Raw genomic sequence first — 19380 nt, 5'->3', positions numbered from 1 at the left:
GTCAGGCTCCGGCTGGGGGGCGGCTGCTCAGGCGAGCCGTCATGGCGACGAGATAGGCCAGCCCCGCAGCAGCAGCCCCGATCACCGTGATGGCCCAGAACGGCCAGGTCGGGATCGTGAATAGCCCCTGCACCCCGAAGAAGTCATTGCTGCGCCAGCTGCTGGATAGGTCATGCCAGGACGCCGCGGCAATGAGCCCGAACACGACCGCTCCGGCCAGTGCGAACACCGCCTCGAGCCCATCGGCCGCACGCGGGCTGCGAGCTTCGATCATGTTGATCAGGAAATCGGCCCGGGTCATTCGCCCGCCTGCGACAGCCGCGGCGATCTGCAGGAAAACGATGCCGACGACGGAGCGCCCGGCGATCTCAGCAACGCCGGTGATCGGCGCGTTGAAGACATTGCGACCGAGCACATCGGCCACGATCATGAACATCGTCAGGAAAATCCAGACGGTGCCGATGGCAGCCATCACGGACAGCGCGGCGTCGAAGGCGCCGCGCGGCGCGTCAGGGCGCGCGTCGAGGTTGGTTTCGGTGGCATCGGCCAAGGTGACGGCCTTTCACGACATGGTGCCAGCGAAAGCAGCAGGCATCCCCAGGGAGCGGCGCCCGTCAGGAGCGCCGCGGCAGGCCGGGCTCGTCAGAGCCCCTCATCCCAGTTGCGCAGCGGCGTAACCCCTCGCGCCCGGAGTTCGGCGAAGTAGGCCTTCAGGACCTTGCGTGCCGGATCGCCATTGGCCTTGAGCCAGGGCTCGACGATATTCGGCAGGTTCTTGACCCAGCGCGCCTTCTCGGTCTCCGGCAGATCGGCAACCTTGAGCCCGGCGGCCTTCATCTCGGTGAGCGCGGCCGTGGCCCTCTGCGTGACGTACTCGCCGTGCTTCTTCGAGGTGACCTTGCCGGCCGCCCGGATCGCATCCTGTACCTCCTTCGGCAGCTTGCCGAAGAAGGCCTTGTTGGCCGCGATGCCGCCGAAATACATGGCGCCGATGCCGACGCGGGTCAGGTTCGGGGCGACCTCGTAGACACGCGTCGGCTGGATCCCGGAGGCGAAGGACAGCGCACCTTGGGTCACGCCGGTCTGGATATTGGTGTAATAGGTCGTCAGCGCGCCATCGACGGGGGTCGAGCCTGTGCCTTGGAGCCAGTTGGCCGAGGTGCCCGGCGCGTTGATGCGACGGTTCTGGAGATCCTCGAGCTTCGCTACGGGGAAGTTCGCGTAGATGTCGTAGCTGTCGGTGATCAGCGACGAGAGGTAGACCATGTTCTGGCTGTCCCAGCTCTTCTGCAGCTCGGGCACCTCAGCGGTGAGCTTGTCGAATATCTCGATCAGCATCTCGTGGTTGTCGGTGGCGAAGGGGGCGAAGTAGGTCACGTTCTGCAGCGGCATCGCCGCGCCTTCCCAGACCGTGCCGACCATGCCGATATCGGCGATGCCGTCGGCGACCGCCGCCCGCGTGTCCGTGAATTTGTAGAGCGTGCCGCCATAGGCCTCGCGCCAGTTCACCGTAAACTTGCCGCCACCCTCTTTGAGGATCCGGTCGACCTCGGTCTGCAGGGCGTTCTTCATCGCCCAGACCCAGATGTTTGCCGTGGGATGGCTGGAGGCGATGTTGATGGTGATCCGCTGCTGCGCCTCGGCGGCACCCGTCAGCGCGGCGAGCGACAGCCCGGCAAAAGCGCCGATCAGGCCTCGTTTGGTCATCTTCATGGCCTTGCTCTCCCTTGTTGCGGTCTGTCGCCGCTTGGTCTGTCAGAGGCGTCGCGCCGGCACGGTGCCCAGCGCGGCGAGGATGCGTTCAGGCGTGAAAGGCATGGCGGCGACACGCGTCGAGAACGGCTTCAGCGCATCGTTGATCGCATTCATGATGGCGGCGGGCGCGCCGGCTGTGCCGGCCTCGCCGGCGCCTTTGGCGCCCAACAGGGATTCCCGCGTCGGCGTCTCGACATGTCCGATCACCATATCCGGCATCTCCGCGGCCATGGGCACGAGGTAGTCGGCCATGTTGGCCGTCATCAGCTGGCCATCCTCGCTGTACAGGCAATGCTCGTAGAGCGCCCCGCCGATCCCCTGGACGATGCCGCCCCGGATCTGCTCATCGACGAGCTGCGGATTGATGATGCGCCCGCAATCCTCGACGCACCAATGCTTCAGCAGCCGGACGAACCCGGTCTCGACATCCACCTCGACAAGAGAGGCCTGGGCCCCGTTGGTGAAGGCAAAGGGGTAGTCGCTGGTGATGAAGTGCCGGGTCGCAACGAGTTCGCGCGGCAGCCCCTTGGGCAGGGTATCGCCACGGAAGTAGACGATGCGCCCGAGCTCGGCGAGCGGCATGCGCGCCTGCCCGGTTGCCTTGTCGACGATCTCGCCCGCGACGACATCGAGGCTGCCGGCCTCGGCCTGCAACATCGCGGCAGCGATCGTCAGGATGCTCTCGCGCAGCGCCAGACCAGCCTGCAGCGCCGCCTCACCGCCGATCCCGGCCCCGCGGGAGGCCCAGGTGCCGCCACCATAAGGCGTGACCTGGGTATCGCCGGTGATGACCCTGACGCGGTCGATCGGAACGCCGACGCCCTCGGCCACGACCTGGGCGAGAATGGTATCGGTCCCCTGGCCCTGCTCGGTCACGCCGGAAAGGGCCACGACCGAACCGTCCGGGTCCATCCGCACGGTGCAGCCATCCTGCGCGGAGATCCGCGCTCCGCCGATGCCATACATGAAGGGGCTGGGGTTGGTCAGCTCGATGAAGCTGGCAAGCCCGATGCCGCGATGAATGCCCTGTTTGCGCAGCGTAGCCTGCTCGGCGCGCAAGGCATCGTAATCCATGAGCTTCAATAGCTTCTCGAGGCTCGCGTGATGCGACAACCCCTCGAAGCGCATATTGGCGGCCGAGGTGTAGGGATAGGCGTCGTCGGCCACGAGATTGCGGCGGCGGATCTCGGCCGGGTCGAGGCCAGCCGCCTCGGCAGCCAGATCGACGAGGCCCTCGGTGACGGCCGTCGCGATGGGATGGCCAACCGCGCGGTACTGGCAGGTCGGCGTCTTGTTCTGCAGCACCACCGTGGTCTGGGCGCGGTAGGTCTGGAAGTCGTAAGGCCCGCCGCAAAGATTGACGACCTGGTTGCCCTCGATGGCGCTCGTGCGCGGATAGACCGAGTACGGCCCGATGCCGGTGAGATCGTCGATCTCGAGAGCGACGATGCGCCCCTCGCCATCCACGCCCATGCGGCCCTTGATGCGATGATCGCGCGCATGGATGTCGCTGGCGAAGGATTCCAGCCGGTCGGCAACAAACTTCACCGGCCTCGCCATCGCCTTGGCGATGGCCGCCACGGCCATCTCGTCGGGATAGACATGCACCTTGATGCCGTACGAGCCCCCGACATCGCCGCAGATCACCCGGACATTGCCCTCCGGCAAGTCGAGGTGCTTGGCGAAGATCGTTTGCATCATATGCGGCGCCTGGGTGGAGTGATGCACCGTCAGCTGGTTTTCCGGCCGGCTGTAGCTGGCGAGGATCGAGCGCGGCTCCATGCAGACGCCGGTATGGCGGCCGGTGTGGAACGTCGCTTCCACCACATGCGCGGCGCTGGCGAAGGCGGCATCGACCTCGCCCTTCTCGTGCAGCCGGTGGAAGACCAGATTGTCGCCGAGCTCGGGATGGATCAGCGGCGTCTCGGGCGCCAGCGCGGTTTCCATGTCGGCGACAACGGGCAGCGGCTCGAATCTCACCGACAGCGCTGCGACCCCGTCCTCGGCCGCCGCGCGGGTTTGCGCCACGACGGCGACAACCGGCTCGCCGACCCAAGTGGCCCGCTCGACGGCGATGGCATGCTGCGGTGCCGATTTCAGCCCCTTCAGATGAGCAAGCACAGCGACCCACGGTGTGCAGATCGCGGCGACATCCGCTCCGGTGAAGATGCGCAGCACGCCCGGCACCTTCGCAGCCGCTTCGGTCTCGATCGCTCCGATGCGGGCATGCGCATAGGGGCTGCGATAGAATGCGACATGCACCATCCTCGGCAGCACGATGTCGTCGACATACTGGCCACGGCCCTCCACCAGCCGTGCCGCATTGGGGCGCGGCACGGTGCGGCCGATATAGGAATTGGGACGATCGAGGTCGGAGAGGTTCAGGGTCATTCCGCAGCCCTCGGGGACGCACCGCGCCGGGCCGCAACCTGCTCGACCGCGTCGACGATCGCCTCATAGCCCGTGCAGCGGCAGTAGTTTCCGGAGATGTGCTCGCGGATCACCGCGCGGCTCGGCGCCGGGTCATGCGCCAGCAGATCGGCGCAGGCCGCCAGCATGCCGGGCGTACAGAAGCCGCATTGCAGGGCGTTGCGGGCAATGAACGCATCCTGCAGATCCCGGATCGCGCCGGTGTCCGACTGTCCCTCGATCGTCCAGACATCGCAGCCATCGGCCTGAACCGCCAGCATCAAGCAACCGCGGACGATCAGCCCGTCGACCTGGACCGTGCAGGCCCCGCAGACGCCGTGCTCGCAGCCGGCATGAGCGCCGGTCAGCCCGAGATCCAGCCGCAGGAAATCGATCAGATGCCGCCTTGCCTCGACCCGTGCCGAGACCGGCTCGCCATTGACGCGCAAGGCGATCCCGACCGACTCAGAAAATGCCGTGGTCATGCTCTGCTCCTCAGGCTGTCGACATGACGGGCGACAGCGCGGCCACGACCCGACGCAGCAGCACCTTGGCCAGGTGCCGCTTCATCGTTGCGCTCGCCTGGAGATCGTCCGCCGGGTCGAGATCGTCGTCGAGCGCCGCGCAGGCGTCTTCGAGGTCGCCGCCCTGATCGAGGATCCGCATCGCGCCCGCGGCAAGGATCGCCGTCGAACCGAGGCCGAAATAGGCGAGCGTCACGTCACGAAGCCCGCCATCCGAAGGCGTCCCCGCCGCGGCCAGGCCGGCCATCGCATAATCCCCGCTGCGACGCGCCAGTTCGCGGATCGCCTGTCGCCTGCCGGCGGCGATGACGGGTATCTCGACGGCCACGAGAATCTCGAAGGGCTGCAGCGCCGTTTCGAACAGGCCGAGAAAGAAGTCCGCGGCCGGGATACGGCGCTCGCCCGTCTCGGATTGGACCACGATCACGGCATCGAGCGCCAGCATGCAGGCCGGCCACTCCGCAGCCGGATCGGCATAGGCAAGCGAGCCGCCGAGCGTGCCGCGGGTGCGGATCGCGGGGTGGGCGATCAGCGGTGCGGCCTCCGTCAGCAGCGGCGCGTGCCGCGCCACAGGCTCGGACCGCCCGATTTCCGCATGGGTCGTCAGCGCACCGATGCGCAGCGTGCCGCCCTCGCAGCCAAGACCGCACAGCGATTCGATGCGGCTGATGTCGATCAACGCAGGGACGTCGGCCAGACGCAGATTGAGGCCGGCGACAAGGCTCTGTCCGCCAGCGATCAGCCGGGCATCCGGGCCGGCCTCGCGCCAAAGCGCCAGCGCATGGCCGAGATCCGACGCGCGCGCATAGGCGAGCGGGGCGGGCTTCATAGCGTCTCCTCCACGATCGCCCTTGCTCGGACGCTCTCTTATTGATCAAATGATCTCCAAGAACGATTGGCTTGGCAACTGGAATTTTTCGTGGTCGAGACTTCGGCGATGCCTGGCCCTGAACTGCGTCCTCCCCAACCCAAGCGCCGGCTGAAGCCAGCCGAGCGCCGCTCGCAGATCGTCGATGCGGCCGTCGCGTTTTTCGCCGAGGTCGGGCTCGAAGGCCGCACGCGCGATCTGTCGGCACGGCTCGGGATCGGTCAGTCGCTGCTGTACAAGTATTTCGAGAGCAAGGAGGCGCTGATCGAGGCGGTGTTCGAGCGCGTCTATCTCGACCGCCTGCGTCCGGAATGGCGCGATTGGCTATGCGACCGCACGGTGCCTCTTCGCACGCGGATGCTGCGCTTCTACACGGCCTATACGGAAGCGATCTTCACCTATGAATGGATGCGGATCTTCATGTTCTCCGGGCTCGCGAAGGCGAAGCTGAATGCGCGCTACCTCGCGCATCTCCATGCCGCCTTCCTCGAACCGATGCGGCTGGAGATTGCGGCGGCATCCGACGCGCATGCGGCCGTGGAGATGGAGGATATCTGGAACCTCCATGGCGGCATCGTCTATATCGGAATTCGTCGCTTCGTTTATCAGACACCCACCCCGCCCGATGTCGGGCCGGCGATCGAACGCGCCATCGACCGCTTTCTGTCCGATGTCGTCAGCGTGACCGGTCCAAGTCACCCCCGATGACGATCGCGGGTGTAGCGCCCATGCGCGTGACCGATGAGGGGACAGGGCCTGCTCGGCGCCGGCGTCGCCCCTTCAGAATCGGGCGGCGGTGTCGGCTGGACGCGCGCCCGTCGCGCGCCTAAAGCCTCCTGCTGATCGCCTCATGCCAACCGGGCGGATGGTCCCCGGAGACGAGATGGGCAAGGTCCTCAACCTGACGATCCTGTGCCTCTCGGTGGTCGCCTCCCTGTCGGTCTGGTTTGCGGCGACGGCTGCCGTCGCCGATCTGATCAGCCATGGACTGATGACGAGTGCGCAGGGAGGCCTCCTCACATCTGCGGTCCAGGCGGGATTTGTCGTCGGCACGCTCGCCAGCGCCACTTTGGGCCTGGCCGACCGAATCCAACCCAAGCGTCTGTTTGCGACGGGATGCGGCATCGCAGGCGCCGCCACTCTGCTCCTGCCGCTCGTCGAGCCGACGGGCTGGGCCGCGCTTGGTCTGCGCGCCGTGGCGGGCGCCGCCATGGCGGCGGTCTATCCCGTCGGGATGAAGATGGCGGCCACCTGGGCCAAGGGCGATCTGGGCGTCCTCATCGGGATCCTTGTGGGCAGCCTGTCCCTCGGCTCTGCCTCACCGCATCTCGTGAACGGGCTGATCGGCACCTTGCCCTGGACGACCGTCTATCTCGTCGCCGGCAGTCTGGCCTTGGCGGCAGGGGCTCTCATCCTGGCCTTCCGCGAGGGGGAGATGCGGTTCGCGCCAACCCAGTTTCGGTTCGCCGATATCGGCGAGGCCTGGCGGTCGCCCCAGCTGCGCCTCGCCAATCTCGGCTATCTCGGCCATATGTGGGAACTCTACGCCATGTGGGCCTGGATCGGAGCGTTTCTCCAGCACGGCCCCATCAATCTCCAGGGTGCCAAGGCCAGCATGCTGGTCTTCCTGATCATCGCGGCAGGGCTCCCCGGCGCTGTGCTCGCAGGCCTTGCGGCGGATCGCTTTGGCCGTTGCGCGACCGCTGCCGCCGCTATGGTCGTCAGCGGCCTGTGCGCTCTCGCGATCGGCCCGCTGGCGAGCGTCGCACCGGCTCTGGCCATCGCGATCACCCTCGTCTGGGGCTTTGCCGTCGTCGCCGATTCCGCGCAGTTCTCGGCGCTCGCCATCGAGATCGCCCCGCGTCGACTGACGGGAACGATGTTGACGATCCAGACCTGCGTCGGCTTCCTGATCACGATCGCCGCTATTCAGACCTTGCCGTGGCTCCTGCCCTTTACCGGGTGGAACCACGCCTTTGCCCTGCTCGCAATCGGACCGTTTCTGGGTGTTCTCGCCATGTTGAAACTGCGAGCCCTCCGACAATCATGTAGCGTTTCCTGATAGTCAGAGGCGCTCCTGTTCCGCAGCGAGTGTTACCGTGCAGGATGTCCATTTTCAGGACATGGATCCGCTGTGCCTCAGGTGGTTTTAGGCGCGCCGACAGCGCCCAGGCTGCTCCGGACGAGGTGCGCCAGTTGCTGACATCTGACCGGCGCCGCACAGCAGGCATGTCGAGACCTGATCGGTGGCCATCGGCTTTCGATCCATTCCCGAGCGCAATGCATCGACTGCTGACGCATAATCTTACTTCGGAACGATCACTCTGCCGCCGAAGCGCAAGCTAGCTGCGGGCGATCGCTTGGTTGGCGTGAGCGGGTCGCTCGATCGCCATGTCGCCGTGGCGATCAAACTCCTTGAGGAACTTTTCGCTGACCGCCGCGGGCGTGCGGAATCTTGCAATCGAGAACGGGTCCAGCGGGGTCGGCGTCGCGCCGTCGACGATCAATTCGCTGAGGCACAGGCCGACGCCGGGGCCGATCTGGAAGCCATGGCCGCAGAAGCCGAAGGCGTGGAACAGGCCTGGCGTGGTGTCGCTCCTCCCGATCACCGGGATCATGTCGGGCAGATAGCCCTCGATGCCGGACCAGACGCGGATCACATGCGCCTGCGCGAGGGACGGCACGAGTCCCGCGAGCGCACGCATGGCTGCCAGCGTCTTGGCTGGCGGCACCGGCGCGCGGTTTCCCGCGGCATCGGCCGCCGTGCGTGGATAGCCTGCGAGGATGACATTGCCGCGCTCGGTCTGGCGGGCGATGACGGAGCCGTCGATCGTCTGGAGCGAGGGCGTGAACAGCGGGGGCAGGGGCTCGGTCACGAATTGCGGCGGCCCTGCCGCGAAGACCGGCGCGGTCTCTCCGAAGCATTCCGCACTCTGGACGGCCCAGGCGCCGGCCGCATTCACGAGCGCCGCGCAACTCAGCTCGCGCCCGTCTGCCGTGGTGATCCTGAAGCCATCGCCTTGCCGGTTGACGGCTGTGACGTGAGCGTTCTCGCGGATCTCCACGCCCTGCCGCTGCGCCGCACGCGCCACGGCCGGCGTGGCCAGCCGCGGGTTGGCGGTCGCGTCGCGCGCGCAGAAGGTCGCGGCGATCGCCCGGCCGCTTAGCCAGGGGAAGCGCCGGCGCAGATCGGGCGGGACGAGCCGCTCGATCGCCAGGCCGTGCGATTCGGAAACCTGCGCGTAGGCTTCGAGCCGCGCGGCCTCGTCGGCGTCGAAGGCACAATAGAGATGTCCGGTCTGCGCGAATTCGCAGTCCTCGCCGATCAATGCCTCGAAATCCTCCCACAGCGCATGCGAGCGCAACGACAGGGGATACTGGCCGAGAAAGCGGCCCTGCAGCCGCAGATTACCGAAATTCGTGCCGCTGGACTGAGCGCCGACCACGCCCTTTTCGAACAGCGTCACGCTCTGGCCGCGTCGCGCCAGGAAAAAGGCCGTCCAGACACCGATCAGACCGCCGCCGATGATCGCGACGTCGGCGCTCGCGCGGCTCATGGCGTCGACTCCCCGGCTGCGGAGAGGGCGATCGGCTTGACCGGCGCCTGACCGCGCAGGCGGCCGGCGCCAGCCCCATCCTGGCCGGACGCTCCGGCGACGATTTCCTGGAGGGCCGGCCCGCAGACGCGGCCCTGGCAGCGTCCCATGCCGCAGCGCGTCATCGCCTTGACGCGGTTGACCTCGACCGGGCCGAGCGCCTGCGCCATGGCGGCGCGCACCGCGCCGATGGTGACGGATTCGCAGCGACACAGCACCGTGTCGTCGGGCAGGGCCCGGATCTGTGAAACCGGCCAAGCAAAGGCCCGCGCCAAGCTGCGCTGGAAGCCGCGCAGCCTGGCCAGCTTGCGCGACAGCGTCCGGATCGCCGCCGCAGCGGGTGGCCCACCGAGATCGGCCAGGATCGCATGGGCGGCGAGGGCGCCGCTGGCCTCGGCCGCGTCGGCCCCGCCGATGCTGGCGCCGTCCCCGGCGAGATAGAGGCCGGGGCGCGCCCGGCCGAAGGCATCGGTCTCCGGCAGGAAGAGCCGGAACGCCTCGTCATAGGCGAAGCGGGCTCCCGCCAGATCGGCGAGCTGGGTTTCGGGCTTGAGGCCGTATCCCAGCGCGACGGCGTCGCAGGTGAAACGGCGTTCGCGGCCCGCCGAATCGCGCAGCCGCAGGGACTGGACATGGCCGTCGCCTTCGATCGCGATCGGGGTGACGCCATGGAGGAGCGGCGTGCCGGCGCGCAGCGCGCCAGCCATGCCGCCGAGCCCGCGCAGCAGCGTGCGCGGCGAGGCGAGAAGTCCGGGCAGCGCCCGCGCCTTGGCGACGAGGCCCGTCGTGTCGGCGACGACGGCGACCGTGCCGCCCATCTGCCGATACTGCTTGGCTGCAAGCAGGAGCAGGGGAGAGGAGCCGAGGAAGGCGACGCGTCGACCGATCAGGCAGCCCTGATCCTTGAGCGCGACCTGGGCCCCGCCCAGGGTGAAGACGCCCGGCAGGGTCCATCCGGGCAATGGTGCCACCCGGTCCATGGCTCCTGTCGCCAGCAGCAGCCTATCGGCCTCGATCGTCTCCGCCTGCCCGTCATGCAGGAGATGGAGCGTGCGCCCCTCGATCGCCCAGACCAGCGTGCGCGGGCGGTAGTCGATGTGCTCCGCCAGGGCGGCGAAGCGGCGGTGCAGCGCCTCGTAGCGGCCCGCCTCGCTGCCCATCAGAGCGTGCATGTCGAGCGCGAGATCGGGTGAGGGGCGGCGATAGCCCTGGCCGCCTGAGCGCTCACCCTCGTCGATCACGACGGGCCGGTGTCCGTGGCTGCAGAGCAGCTCGGCCGCCGCGATACCGGCCGGCCCGGCCCCGACGATGACGATGCTACTCATGGCGAGCGGCCGGCGGCTGGCTGGCGAGGATCATGCCGTCGGCGACCGGCGTCGTGCAGGCGCGCAAGCGTCCGCCATGGCTGCTCCAGACCCAGCAATCCTGGCAGGCGCCCATCAGGCAGAAGCCCGCCCGCGGCTCGCTCCCGAACTCGTGGCGGCGCAGGATCAGGCCGTGGGTCAGCAGGACGGCCAGGATGCTGTCACCCTCCGTTGCGGCCAGGGGCAGGCCGTCAAATTCCAGAGCGATCGCGGCCCCGCGACGCGTGGCGACGCGCATAAACTGGGCGCCGTCAGAGCTCATGAAGAAACCAAAATATCGCGATGCGATAAGCTCATGCGTATATTGGTAAGGTGGTCGGCGTCTCTGTCAAGCGATGCCGGCATGCCGGATCCTGCGCGTCGAGACGATCAGACCCGCGAGATCGCGTGGGCGGCGGCGATGATCAGCGATGAGAAGCGGGCGACGACCTCCTCGCGGCTGTAGCGCGAGCAGGAGGCCGCAACATTGACCGCCCCTTCGGGACGGCCGCGATGGTCGAGGATTGGCGCCGCGATCGAGGCGTCCCCGAGATAGACCTCCTCGAAGGCGGTGGCGAACCCCTGCGCGGCCGCCTGACGAATCTTTTCGCGGAGCGCATCGCTCTGCCAGGTCGTGGACGGCGTGTAGGCCTTGAGGTCGGAGGCGTCGATCACCGCCATCGCCTCGTCCTCCGACAGGCGCGACAGCATCGCGATGCCGGGCGCGGTGCAATAGGCCGGCATGCGCGTGCCGATGATGACGTCGGTGTTGAGGACGTGCCGGCTGAGGAAACGCGAGACGAAGATTATCTCCGTGCCCTCCCGCATCGTCAGATTGACGGTTTCCTCGGTCTCCTTGCTGAGATGCATCAAATAGGGCATCGCCCGGTCGACCAGGCGGCTGCTGCGGATGAAATGATAGCCGAGATCGAGCGTCTTGGCCGTGAGCTCGAATCGCCGGGTCTCGGCGTCCTTGTGGAGGTAGCCGAGCTGCGTCAGCGTATGGGTGAAACGCTGGGCAGCGCTGAGATCCATCCCTGTTTCCGCGGCGACCTGGGAGAGATTGAGCGTCTGATGCTGGCGGCCGAAGGCCGAGAGCACGCGGAAAGCCTTCTCCACCGAGTTGACCATCAACGCGCTGGATCGGCCGCCCTGGTCGCCTTTGCCGCGCACCAGCCGTTCGCTTTTGAGGCTGGCGCCGCTGCGCTCGCTCATCTCGGACATCGATGGTTCTCCTGCGGGATCAATGGCTGCGGCCTGCGGCCTTGACAAGATCGGGCGTTCGCGCCGATCATTCAATAGAACTTATTGTATATCGATAACAATGCATCGGAGAGTGCCATGAAGGACTTCATCCTCAGCGAGGTGCGCGGGCCTGTCGGCATTCTGACCCTGAACCGCCCCGACAAGCTGAACGCATGGAACGCGCCGATGCGGGCCCGCCTCGTGGAGGCGCTGGACGAGCTGGAGGCGGACTCTGCCGTGCGCGCCATCATCCTCACCGGTGCAGGCGACCGCGCCTTCGGCGCCGGGCAGGATCTCAACGAGACCAAGACCTTCGACCCCGACCGGGCCGAGCTGTGGATCGGCGAGTGGGAGCGCATGTATGACCGGATCCGCTCGCTCTCGAAGCCAATCGTGGCCGCGCTCAACGGCGTCGCGGCCGGGTCGGCTTTCCAGGTGTCGCTGCTGTGCGACCTGCGCGTCGGCCATCCCGGCGTCACCATGGGCCAGCCCGAGATCAACTCCGGCATCGCCTCGACCACCGGCCCCTGGATCATGCGCGAGCTGATCGGGCTCGGCCGCACCATCGACCTGACGCTGACCGGACGGATGATGGATGCCGAGGAATGCTTCCGTATCGGCGTGATCAACCGGCTCGTGCCGCAGGAGCAGGTGATGGCGGCTGCGCTGGAACTCGCCACCGAGCTCGCCGGCAAGCCGCCTGTTGCGATGCGCCTCAACCGCGCGCGCTTCCGGGAGGTCACCGAGGCCGGCTTCCGCGATTGTCTGGCGGCCGGCATCCGCAACCAGCGCGAGGCCTACGCCACTGGCGAGCCGGCGCGGATGATGGAGGAATTCCTCGCCAAGCGCGCCGCCAAGAAGAGCGCCTGACACGAGAAGACCAGACGACCACGGGGAAATGCGGAAAACCGCTGAACGGGAGAGAACGATGACCAGCAGCATCATGAACAGGCCTAACCGGCGCCACCTCCTGCAATTGGCCGGTGGCGTCGCCGCCGGCGCGGTGGTCGGGCCGGCCCTGATCGGACAGGCCCGCGCCGCGACGCAGATCATCGTGGCCGATCCCGGTGGGCCCTTCGGTCCGGCCTTCCGCAAGGCCTTCTACGACCCCTTCGAGAAGGCGACCGGCAACAAGGTCGTCAACGTCGCCCGCGAGGCCGAGCCGACCGCCCAGTTCAAGGCGATGGTCGAGACGAAGTCCTATACCTGGGATGTCTGCACGCTGACGCTCTCGGCGCGCGACATTCTGGCCGGCCAGGGTCTGCTCGATCCAATCGGCTTCACCCATGCCGACGTGCCCAAGCTGATGCCGGAGGCGATCTCGCCGCTCTACATGGGCACGGACGTCTATTCGAGCGTCTTCGCCTACCGCACCGACCGGGTGAAGACCGCGCCGGCGAGCTGGGCCGACTTCTTCAATGTCGAGAAGTTCCCGGGCCGCCGCGCGCTGCGCAAGAACCCGATCGACACGCTCGAGCAGGCGCTGCTCGCCGACGGCGTGCCGCTCGACAAGCTCTATCCGCTCGATGTCGATCGTGCCTTCAAGGTCCTCGACAAGATCAAGCCGCATGTCGCGGTCTGGTGGACCGGCGGCGCCCAGTCGACGCAGCTGCTGCAGAGCGGTGAGGTCGACATGCTGCCGGGCTGGAATGCCCGCCTGCAGGCGGCGATCGATGGCGGCACGCCGGCCAAGATCGTCTGGAATCAGGGCCTCTACTCGATCGAGGGCTGGGGCCTGCCCAAGGGCGGCCCGAAGGCCGACGTCGCGCGCCAGTTCGTGCGCTTCTGCTCGGATCCGAAGGCCCAGGCGCTGTTCACCGAGATCCTGGCCTATGGCCCGACCAATCTCGACGCCTACCAGACGATTCCCGCCGAGCGCGCCAAGGTTCTGCCGACCTCTCCGGAAAACCTGAAGCAGATGGCCATCGCGGACGAAGCGTGGTGGAGCGCCAATCGCGCCAAGGTCTCGGAGCGCTTCAACTCCTGGCTCCTGACCTGATCGCAATGATGACGGGGACCGACATCGCCGGCTCGGCGGCAGCGAATGGCAAACTCGTCATCGAAGGCCTTGGCAAGCGCGTACGGCGCGACCACGGCCCTCGAGCCGAGCTCGCTCAGCGTCGCCGAGGGCGAGTTCCTCACCTTGCTGGGGCCTTCGGGCTCCGGCAAGACGACGCTGCTGCAGCTGATCTGCGGCCTCGTCGAGGCGAGCGAGGGCAGGGTGGTGATCGACGGGCGCGACCAGTCGCACATGCCCGTCCACCAGCGCGATATCGGCCTCGTCTTCCAGCACTATGCGCTGTTCCCGCATCTGACCGTCGCCGAGAACATCGCCTTTCCCCTGAAGATGCGCGGGCGCCCTTCCGCCGAGATCGGCCAGCGCGTCGAGGCGGCCCTGGCGATGGTCCATCTCGGCCATCTGGCGAAGCGCTTCCCGCGCGAACTCTCCGGCGGCCAGCAGCAGCGCGTCGCGCTGGCCCGCTGCTTCGTCTACCAGCCCTCGATCATCCTGATGGACGAACCGCTCGGTGCGCTCGACAAGAAGCTGCGCGAGCATATGCAGATCGAGATCAAGCGGCTGCATCGCGAAAGCGGCGCCACGATCGTCTATGTCACGCATGATCAGGAGGAGGCACTGGCGCTCTCCGACCGGATCTGCCTGATGAACCACGCGAAGATCGAACAGCTCGGCACGCCGCGGGAGATCTACGAGCGGCCCCGGACCGCGTTTGCGGCCGACTTCATCGGCATCTCCAACATTTTCCGCGGCCGCTGGGACGGCAATGGCTCGCTCGAGACGGCGCATGGCCGCTTCGCGCTGCCCCGGAACGCCGCGAGCCCGGGGGCCGAGCCCGCGCTCGTGATCCGCCCCGAACATCTGAAGATCGGCGCGCCCGACGGCAACGCCGTGACCGGCCGCGTCAGCGAGATCGTCTATGCCGGCTCCGAGACGCGGGTGATCGCAACGCTGGGCGATGGCGGCCAGCTCGTGCTACGGCTCGGGCCCGACGACGCCGTGCCGACGATCGATGATCAGATCGTCGCCGGCTGGGCTCGCGAGCGGGCGGTGCTCGTCGCATGAGCGCGGTCGCGGCTCCTTCCGAGGCGCGGGAGACGCGTGCCTTTCGCTTCGGTGCGCTCTGGCTCGCCGTGCCCGGCCTGCTGTTCCTGGCCGTCTTCTTCGTCTGGCCGGTGGCGCAGCTTTTGGGCCTGAGCCTGTTCGATCCCGACAGCGGGAAGCCCTCGATCGCCACCTATCAGCGGATCGCCGCGACCGACGTCTATCTGCGCGTGCTCGGCATCACCTTCCGGATCGCCGGCTACACCGCCCTGTATTCGCTGCTGATCGGCTATCCACTGGCCTATTGGCTGTCGCGCCTGCCCGACATGTATCGCGGCCGGATGCTGCTCTTCGTCATGGTGCCGTTCTGGACGAGCTACCTCGTCAAGACCTTTGCCTGGATGATCGTGCTCGGTCGCAGCGGCATCATCAATTCGCTGGCGATGGGTTCTGGAGTCGTCGATCAGCCGCTGCCGCTGCTGCACAACGAGTTTGGCGTCATGGTCGGCATGGTCCACGCCATGGTCCCGCTGGCGGCGATGACGATGCTGCCGGTCATGGCCGGCATCGACCGACGGCTCGTGCAAGCCGCGCAGACGCTGGGCGCCTCGCCGGCGCATGCCTTCTGGCTGGTCTATTTCAAGCTGTCCCTGCCCGGCGTCGCGGCGGCGGGGCTGCTGGTCTTCATCTCCTCGCTCGGCTTCTTCATCGTGCCCGCCTTCCTCGGTGGGCGCCGCGAGACGATGCTGGCGCAGCTGATCATCACCCAGGTTCAGGAATTGCTGAACTGGCCCTTCGCCGGGGCTCTCGCGGCGATGATGCTGGCGGCGGCGCTGGTTTCCTGCTGGGTCTATGACAGGGTCTTCGGCATCTCGACCATCGCCGGGGGCGCGGCGCAGGTCGGCACGGGGCGCATCCGCGATCTCGGCCTGGCTATTCTCGCAGGCGTTGCCCGGCTGGCGGGAGCGGTCGCCGCGGCGACGCAGACGCTGCTCGGACGGAAAGGAGCAGGGCTTCTGCTTCCGGCCTTCGCCTGGCTCGTCATCGGCTTCCTCGTCCTGCCGACGCTGCTGGTCATTCCGCTGGCCTTCACCTCCTCGCAATTCCTCGAATTCCCGCCGCCGGGTTACGGCCTGACGTGGTTCCGGACCTATTTCGACTCTCCGCTCTGGATTCAGGCGACGATCCGCTCCTTCCTGGTCGCCTTCGCGACGGCCATCGCTGCCACTGCCATCGGCGGCTTCACGGCGCTGGCGCTGGCCAACAGCCGCACGCGCTGGAGCGGGCTGATCTTCGCCTTCTTCCTCGCGCCGATGATCGTCCCGCGCATCGTCATCGCCGTGGGGCTGTTCTACCTCTTCGCCCGCATCGGGCTGGTCGCGACCGATCTTGGGCTGATCATCGGCCATACCGTACTGGCCATCCCCTTCGCGCTGGTCACCATGGCGGCCGTGCTCAAGAGCTACGATCAGCGCCTCGACCAGGCTGCGGCGACGCTCGGCGCCAACCGGCTGAAGACGCTGACCGGCGTGACGATCCCGCTGGTCAAGGGTGGCCTCGTCGCCGCCTTCCTGTTCTCCTTCATCACCTCCTTCGACGAGCTCACCATCGCGATCTTCGTCAGTGGCGGGGTCAAGACCACTTTGCCCAAGCAGATGTGGGACGACATGATCCTCCAGCTCAACCCGACGCTCGCGGCCGTCTCCGTGGTCGTCTTCGTCGTGGTGACGGTGATGCTGCTGGTGGCCGAGCGCTTCCGCTCCTCGTCCTCTTCCACTTCCTGAATCTCGTGCGAACCGAACGACCGACCATGACTTCCAGCGACGATGCCGGCTTTGTCGACCTCCTGACGCGCCGTGCCGCCCAGGATCCCGACCGCGTCTACGCGCGCTATTGCGGCGAGCCGTTGACCTATCGCGCCGTCGAGCGCAGCTCCGCCGCCTTCGCCGCCCATCTGCGGGCGCGCGGACTGCAGCCGGGAGACCGGGTCGCGGTGATGATGCGCAATTCCGTCGCGGCCATCGCCATCGTGTTCGGCCTGGCTCGGGCGGGACTCGCCTGGGTCCCGGTGAACGCGCAGCAGCGCGGGGAGGGGCTGCGCTATCTGCTGACCCATTCGCAGCCCAAGCTCGTCGTGGCGGACGAAGATCTGGCCGAGCTCGTCACGGAAGCGCTGGCGGGAGCCGATGCGCCGCCCCTTCTGCGCCGGGGCCCCGAGCTCGACCGCATTCTGGCCGAGCCGGCTGCTTTTGCCGAGCCTGCGCCCGCCCCCGACGACGTCTTCGCGATCATGTACACCTCCGGCACGACGGGACGGCCCAAGGGCGTCGTCGTCTCGCACCGCATGTTGCGGCTGGCCGCAGAGGGTGTCGGCCGCGTATCGGCCGCGAAGCCCGGCGAGGTCTTCTTCGTCTGGGAGCCGCTCTACCATATCGGCGGGGCGCAGCTCTTGCCGCTGCCGATGATCCGCGACGTGACGCTCACCATGGTCGACCGCTTCAGCGCCAGCCGCTTCTGGAGCCAGGTCAAGGCCGAGGGCGCGACCCATATCCATCATCTCGGGGGCATCCTGCAGATCCTGCTGAAGCAGCCCGAAAGCCCGCTCGACCGGACGCATGGCGTCCGGATCTCCTGGGGCGGCGGCTGCCCGGCCGACATCTGGCCGCTGTTCCGCGACCGCTTCGGCATCGAGATCCGCGAATGCTACGGCATGACGGAGGCCTCCAGCATCACCACCTGCAACGACAACGGCGTCGTGGGCTCCGTGGGCAAGCCCATGCCCTGGTTCACGGTCAGGCTGCTGCGGGCGGACGGCACGCCGGTCGCGGTCGGCGAACGCGGCGAGATCGTCGTCGAGACCGATATCCCCGGCGCGATCTTCCCGGGCTATCTCGACAATCCCGAGGCGACCGCCAAGGCGCTCCGCGCCGGCGCGCTCCACACCGGCGATCTCGGTTCATGGGACGCCGAGGGCAACCTCTTCTTCCATGGCCGCATGACCGACAGCGTGCGCTGCAGGGGCGAGAACGTCTCGGCCTGGGAGGTCGAGCATGTCGCGGCCGAGCACGAGGACATCGAGGACTGCGCGATGATCGGCGTCGCGTCGGATGTCGGCGAGCAGGACATCAAGCTCTTCGTCAAGCCGCGCGCGGGCGCCGCGATCGACGAGGCCGCGCTCTCGGACTGGCTGGCGGCCCGCCTCGCGCCCTACCAGAACCCGCGCTACATCGCCTTCGTCGACGAGTTCGAGCGCACGGCGAGCCAGCGCATCATGAAGCACAAGCTCTCGCCCCGGCTCGACGACGCCTGGGACCGCGCCGCGCCGGTGATGGTCCGCTGACATGAGCACCTGCGACATCCTGATTGCGGGCACCGGCTCCTTCGCCGCGCGCATCGCCTTCGACATCGCCGCGGTGGCGGCCGAGCCGGTCGAGGTCGTCATCGCCGGGCGCAACCGCAGCCGGCTGAACTGGCTGCGGACGGCCGCAAATGCACGGGCCGCGATGTTCGGCAGCCAGGCGCGGTTCACCGCCCATGCGGTGGATCTGCTGGCACCGGACGCGTCCGACCTGCTGCTGGCAGCGACGAACCCGCGCATCCTCGTGCAGGCGGCGTCGATCCAGACCTCGCAGATCATCGCCCAGACGGGAAACGCCTGGACCCGGCTGGTGGCGGAGGGGGGCCTCAGTGCCACCGCGGTCTTCCAGGCGTTGATCAGCTCCCGCGTCGCAGCCGCGATCGCGCGGCGCAGCCAGCCTGTGACACTGATCAACTGCAGCTTTCCCGATGTCGTCAACGGTCTGATCTCGGCGCAGGGACATCAGGTCGCCTGCGGCATGGGCAATGTCGCGATCCTGTCGAATGTCTTCGCCGGCTCGGCCAGCGTGCCGCGCGGCGCCGCCATCAAGGTGCTCGCGCATTACCAGAATCTGGCCGCCTGGCGTCAGCCGCCGGAGCTGCGATCCGGCCGGGCACCACGCGTCTGGATCGACGGGACCGAGGTCGACGATGTCTTCACCCGTTTCGGCGATATCCAGCTGACGCCCGAGCCGGTCATCGAGATATCCGGCGCGAGCGGCGTGCCGATGCTGCTCGCCATGGCGGGCGGCCGGGACTGGTCGGGCCATGTTCCGGGGCCCAATGGCCTGCCCGGCGGGTACCCGGTGCGGCTTTCGCAGGGCCGGCTTGCGCTCGATTTGCCCCCTGGGCTCAGCGAGGCCGAGGCCATCGCGTGGAACGCGTCGTTCGAGACGCAAAGCGGCATGATCATTGGCCAGGACGGCCGGGTGCGCTTTACCGGGATCCTGCGCGACCGTCTCGTTGCCCAGCATCCGGCGCTCGAGAGCGGTTTTGCCGTCCGCGATCTAGAGGCGGTTTGCTACGACCTGCTCCAGTTGCGAGACCGGTTGATCGCGACGCCCTGATCGACGGGCGGCGTGTTGGCGGCGCGCGTCGCGCGACGGTCAAACAGCCGGGCGCGAACCGGAGCGGTGGTCGCCACAAGCAAAGACCGACACGTCTCGGCATGTCTCGGTCCCGTCGCGCCCGCGCCCAACGACCGATAACTCGGGCGGTACGA

17 protein-coding genes are annotated in these 19380 nt (G+C 67.6%); 8 read left to right on the top strand and 9 right to left on the bottom strand.

Translation table 11 applies throughout. From position 1 onward, the window contains the following. Position 1 precedes the first annotated feature (1 nt). The 5 genes from ABIE41_RS16350 to ABIE41_RS16330 all read right to left on the bottom strand — a co-directional run bounded on the left by ABIE41_RS16350 (position 2) and on the right by ABIE41_RS16330 (position 5517). Positions 2-550: a TRAP transporter small permease subunit gene (locus ABIE41_RS16350; protein WP_210320820.1), complete on the bottom strand. Its 549-nt coding sequence runs from the start codon at positions 548-550 to the stop codon at positions 2-4. Between the two features lie 92 nt (positions 551-642). Beyond that, complete coding sequence (locus tag ABIE41_RS16345) at positions 643-1713, bottom strand: C4-dicarboxylate TRAP transporter substrate-binding protein (RefSeq protein WP_192641373.1); 1071 nt, start codon at positions 1711-1713, stop codon at positions 643-645. A 42-nt stretch (positions 1714-1755) separates the two neighbouring features. After that, a complete protein-coding gene (locus tag ABIE41_RS16340; protein WP_192641372.1) occupies positions 1756-4146 on the bottom strand; it encodes a xanthine dehydrogenase family protein molybdopterin-binding subunit in 2391 nt (796 codons plus the stop codon). Continuing rightward, positions 4143-4649 (bottom strand): (2Fe-2S)-binding protein, encoded by a 507-nt coding sequence (locus tag ABIE41_RS16335; protein ID WP_192641371.1) that lies wholly within the window; start codon positions 4647-4649, stop codon positions 4143-4145. Before ABIE41_RS16335 ends, ABIE41_RS16340 begins: the two co-directional genes overlap by 4 nt. Positions 4650-4659: 10 nt before the next feature. After that, positions 4660-5517, bottom strand: coding sequence for an FAD binding domain-containing protein (locus tag ABIE41_RS16330; RefSeq protein ID WP_192641370.1), 858 nt, complete (start codon positions 5515-5517; stop codon positions 4660-4662). Between the two features lie 108 nt (positions 5518-5625). On the opposite strand from ABIE41_RS16330, the gene ABIE41_RS16325 reads away from it, so the two are divergent. Next, entirely contained in the window at positions 5626-6264 is a 639-nt protein-coding gene (locus tag ABIE41_RS16325; protein WP_192641369.1) for a TetR/AcrR family transcriptional regulator, read from the top strand. A 175-nt stretch (positions 6265-6439) separates the two neighbouring features. Beyond that, positions 6440-7618 carry an MFS transporter gene (locus ABIE41_RS16320; RefSeq protein WP_192641368.1) on the top strand — a complete coding sequence of 393 codons (1179 nt, stop codon included), beginning with the start codon at positions 6440-6442 and terminating at the stop codon, positions 7616-7618. A 280-nt stretch (positions 7619-7898) separates the two neighbouring features. Here the strand turns inward: ABIE41_RS16320 and ABIE41_RS16315 are convergent, their stop codons facing one another. The 4 genes from ABIE41_RS16315 to ABIE41_RS16300 form a co-directional block, all read right to left on the bottom strand. Next, on the bottom strand, positions 7899-9113 hold the full coding sequence (locus ABIE41_RS16315; protein WP_192641367.1) for an NAD(P)/FAD-dependent oxidoreductase: 1215 nt from the start codon (positions 9111-9113) through the stop codon (positions 7899-7901). Further along, a complete protein-coding gene (locus ABIE41_RS16310; protein ID WP_192641366.1) occupies positions 9110-10477 on the bottom strand; it encodes an FAD/NAD(P)-dependent oxidoreductase in 1368 nt (455 codons plus the stop codon). Before ABIE41_RS16310 ends, ABIE41_RS16315 begins: the two co-directional genes overlap by 4 nt. Continuing rightward, the gene (locus tag ABIE41_RS16305) at positions 10470-10778 is read right to left on the bottom strand and encodes a (2Fe-2S)-binding protein (protein WP_192641365.1); all 309 of its coding nucleotides are present in this window, start codon (positions 10776-10778) and stop codon (positions 10470-10472) included. Before ABIE41_RS16305 ends, ABIE41_RS16310 begins: the two co-directional genes overlap by 8 nt. A 107-nt stretch (positions 10779-10885) precedes the next feature. After that, positions 10886-11719: an IclR family transcriptional regulator gene (locus ABIE41_RS16300; protein ID WP_354192526.1), complete on the bottom strand. Its 834-nt coding sequence runs from the start codon at positions 11717-11719 to the stop codon at positions 10886-10888. 117 nt (positions 11720-11836) lie between these two features. Between ABIE41_RS16300 and ABIE41_RS16295 the strand changes: the two genes are divergently transcribed. The 6 genes from ABIE41_RS16295 (at position 11837) to ABIE41_RS16270 (ending at position 19225) form a co-directional block, all read left to right on the top strand. After that, on the top strand, positions 11837-12610 hold the full coding sequence (locus ABIE41_RS16295) for an enoyl-CoA hydratase/isomerase family protein (RefSeq protein WP_192641364.1): 774 nt from the start codon (positions 11837-11839) through the stop codon (positions 12608-12610). Positions 12611-12668: 58 nt separating this feature from the next. Beyond that, positions 12669-13739, top strand: coding sequence for an ABC transporter substrate-binding protein (locus ABIE41_RS16290; RefSeq protein WP_354192523.1), 1071 nt, complete (start codon positions 12669-12671; stop codon positions 13737-13739). 69 nt (positions 13740-13808) lie between these two features. After that, the gene (locus ABIE41_RS16285; RefSeq protein WP_354192521.1) at positions 13809-14822 is read left to right on the top strand and encodes an ABC transporter ATP-binding protein; all 1014 of its coding nucleotides are present in this window, start codon (positions 13809-13811) and stop codon (positions 14820-14822) included. Further along, positions 14819-16585 carry an ABC transporter permease subunit gene (locus tag ABIE41_RS16280; protein WP_192641362.1) on the top strand — a complete coding sequence of 589 codons (1767 nt, stop codon included), beginning with the start codon at positions 14819-14821 and terminating at the stop codon, positions 16583-16585. Before ABIE41_RS16285 ends, ABIE41_RS16280 begins: the two co-directional genes overlap by 4 nt. A 26-nt stretch (positions 16586-16611) precedes the next feature. Then, positions 16612-18141, top strand: coding sequence for a class I adenylate-forming enzyme family protein (locus ABIE41_RS16275; protein WP_192641361.1), 1530 nt, complete (start codon positions 16612-16614; stop codon positions 18139-18141). A 1-nt stretch (position 18142) separates the two neighbouring features. After that, positions 18143-19225 (top strand): hypothetical protein, encoded by a 1083-nt coding sequence (locus tag ABIE41_RS16270; RefSeq protein ID WP_192641360.1) that lies wholly within the window; start codon positions 18143-18145, stop codon positions 19223-19225. Positions 19226-19380: the final 155 nt, after the last annotated feature.

This window comes from Bosea sp. OAE506, from assembly GCF_040546595.1.
GTDB lineage: Bacteria > Pseudomonadota > Alphaproteobacteria > Rhizobiales > Beijerinckiaceae > Allobosea.
The sequence above is the reverse complement of the archived record's forward strand: the minus strand, read 5'-3'. Positions and strand labels throughout refer to the sequence as shown.

What these genes read in the sequence shown, in the direction of transcription:
- ABIE41_RS16275 (WP_192641361.1), top strand. Translation starts at nt 16,612, where the DNA reads ATGACTTCCAGCGACGATGCCGGCTTTGTCGACCTCCTGACGCGCCGT.
- ABIE41_RS16320 (WP_192641368.1), top strand. Translation starts at nt 6,440, where the DNA reads ATGGGCAAGGTCCTCAACCTGACGATCCTGTGCCTCTCGGTGGTCGCC.
- ABIE41_RS16345 (WP_192641373.1), bottom strand. Translation starts at nt 1,713, where the DNA reads ATGAAGATGACCAAACGAGGCCTGATCGGCGCTTTTGCCGGGCTGTCG.
- ABIE41_RS16300 (WP_354192526.1), bottom strand. Translation starts at nt 11,719, where the DNA reads ATGTCCGAGATGAGCGAGCGCAGCGGCGCCAGCCTCAAAAGCGAACGG.
- ABIE41_RS16280 (WP_192641362.1), top strand. Translation starts at nt 14,819, where the DNA reads ATGAGCGCGGTCGCGGCTCCTTCCGAGGCGCGGGAGACGCGTGCCTTT.
- ABIE41_RS16305 (WP_192641365.1), bottom strand. Translation starts at nt 10,778, where the DNA reads ATGAGCTCTGACGGCGCCCAGTTTATGCGCGTCGCCACGCGTCGCGGG.
- ABIE41_RS16290 (WP_354192523.1), top strand. Translation starts at nt 12,669, where the DNA reads ATGACCAGCAGCATCATGAACAGGCCTAACCGGCGCCACCTCCTGCAA.
- ABIE41_RS16310 (WP_192641366.1), bottom strand. Translation starts at nt 10,477, where the DNA reads ATGAGTAGCATCGTCATCGTCGGGGCCGGGCCGGCCGGTATCGCGGCG.
- ABIE41_RS16330 (WP_192641370.1), bottom strand. Translation starts at nt 5,517, where the DNA reads ATGAAGCCCGCCCCGCTCGCCTATGCGCGCGCGTCGGATCTCGGCCAT.
- ABIE41_RS16295 (WP_192641364.1), top strand. Translation starts at nt 11,837, where the DNA reads ATGAAGGACTTCATCCTCAGCGAGGTGCGCGGGCCTGTCGGCATTCTG.
- ABIE41_RS16340 (WP_192641372.1), bottom strand. Translation starts at nt 4,146, where the DNA reads ATGACCCTGAACCTCTCCGACCTCGATCGTCCCAATTCCTATATCGGC.
- ABIE41_RS16315 (WP_192641367.1), bottom strand. Translation starts at nt 9,113, where the DNA reads ATGAGCCGCGCGAGCGCCGACGTCGCGATCATCGGCGGCGGTCTGATC.
- ABIE41_RS16325 (WP_192641369.1), top strand. Translation starts at nt 5,626, where the DNA reads ATGCCTGGCCCTGAACTGCGTCCTCCCCAACCCAAGCGCCGGCTGAAG.
- ABIE41_RS16335 (WP_192641371.1), bottom strand. Translation starts at nt 4,649, where the DNA reads ATGACCACGGCATTTTCTGAGTCGGTCGGGATCGCCTTGCGCGTCAAT.
- ABIE41_RS16270 (WP_192641360.1), top strand. Translation starts at nt 18,143, where the DNA reads ATGAGCACCTGCGACATCCTGATTGCGGGCACCGGCTCCTTCGCCGCG.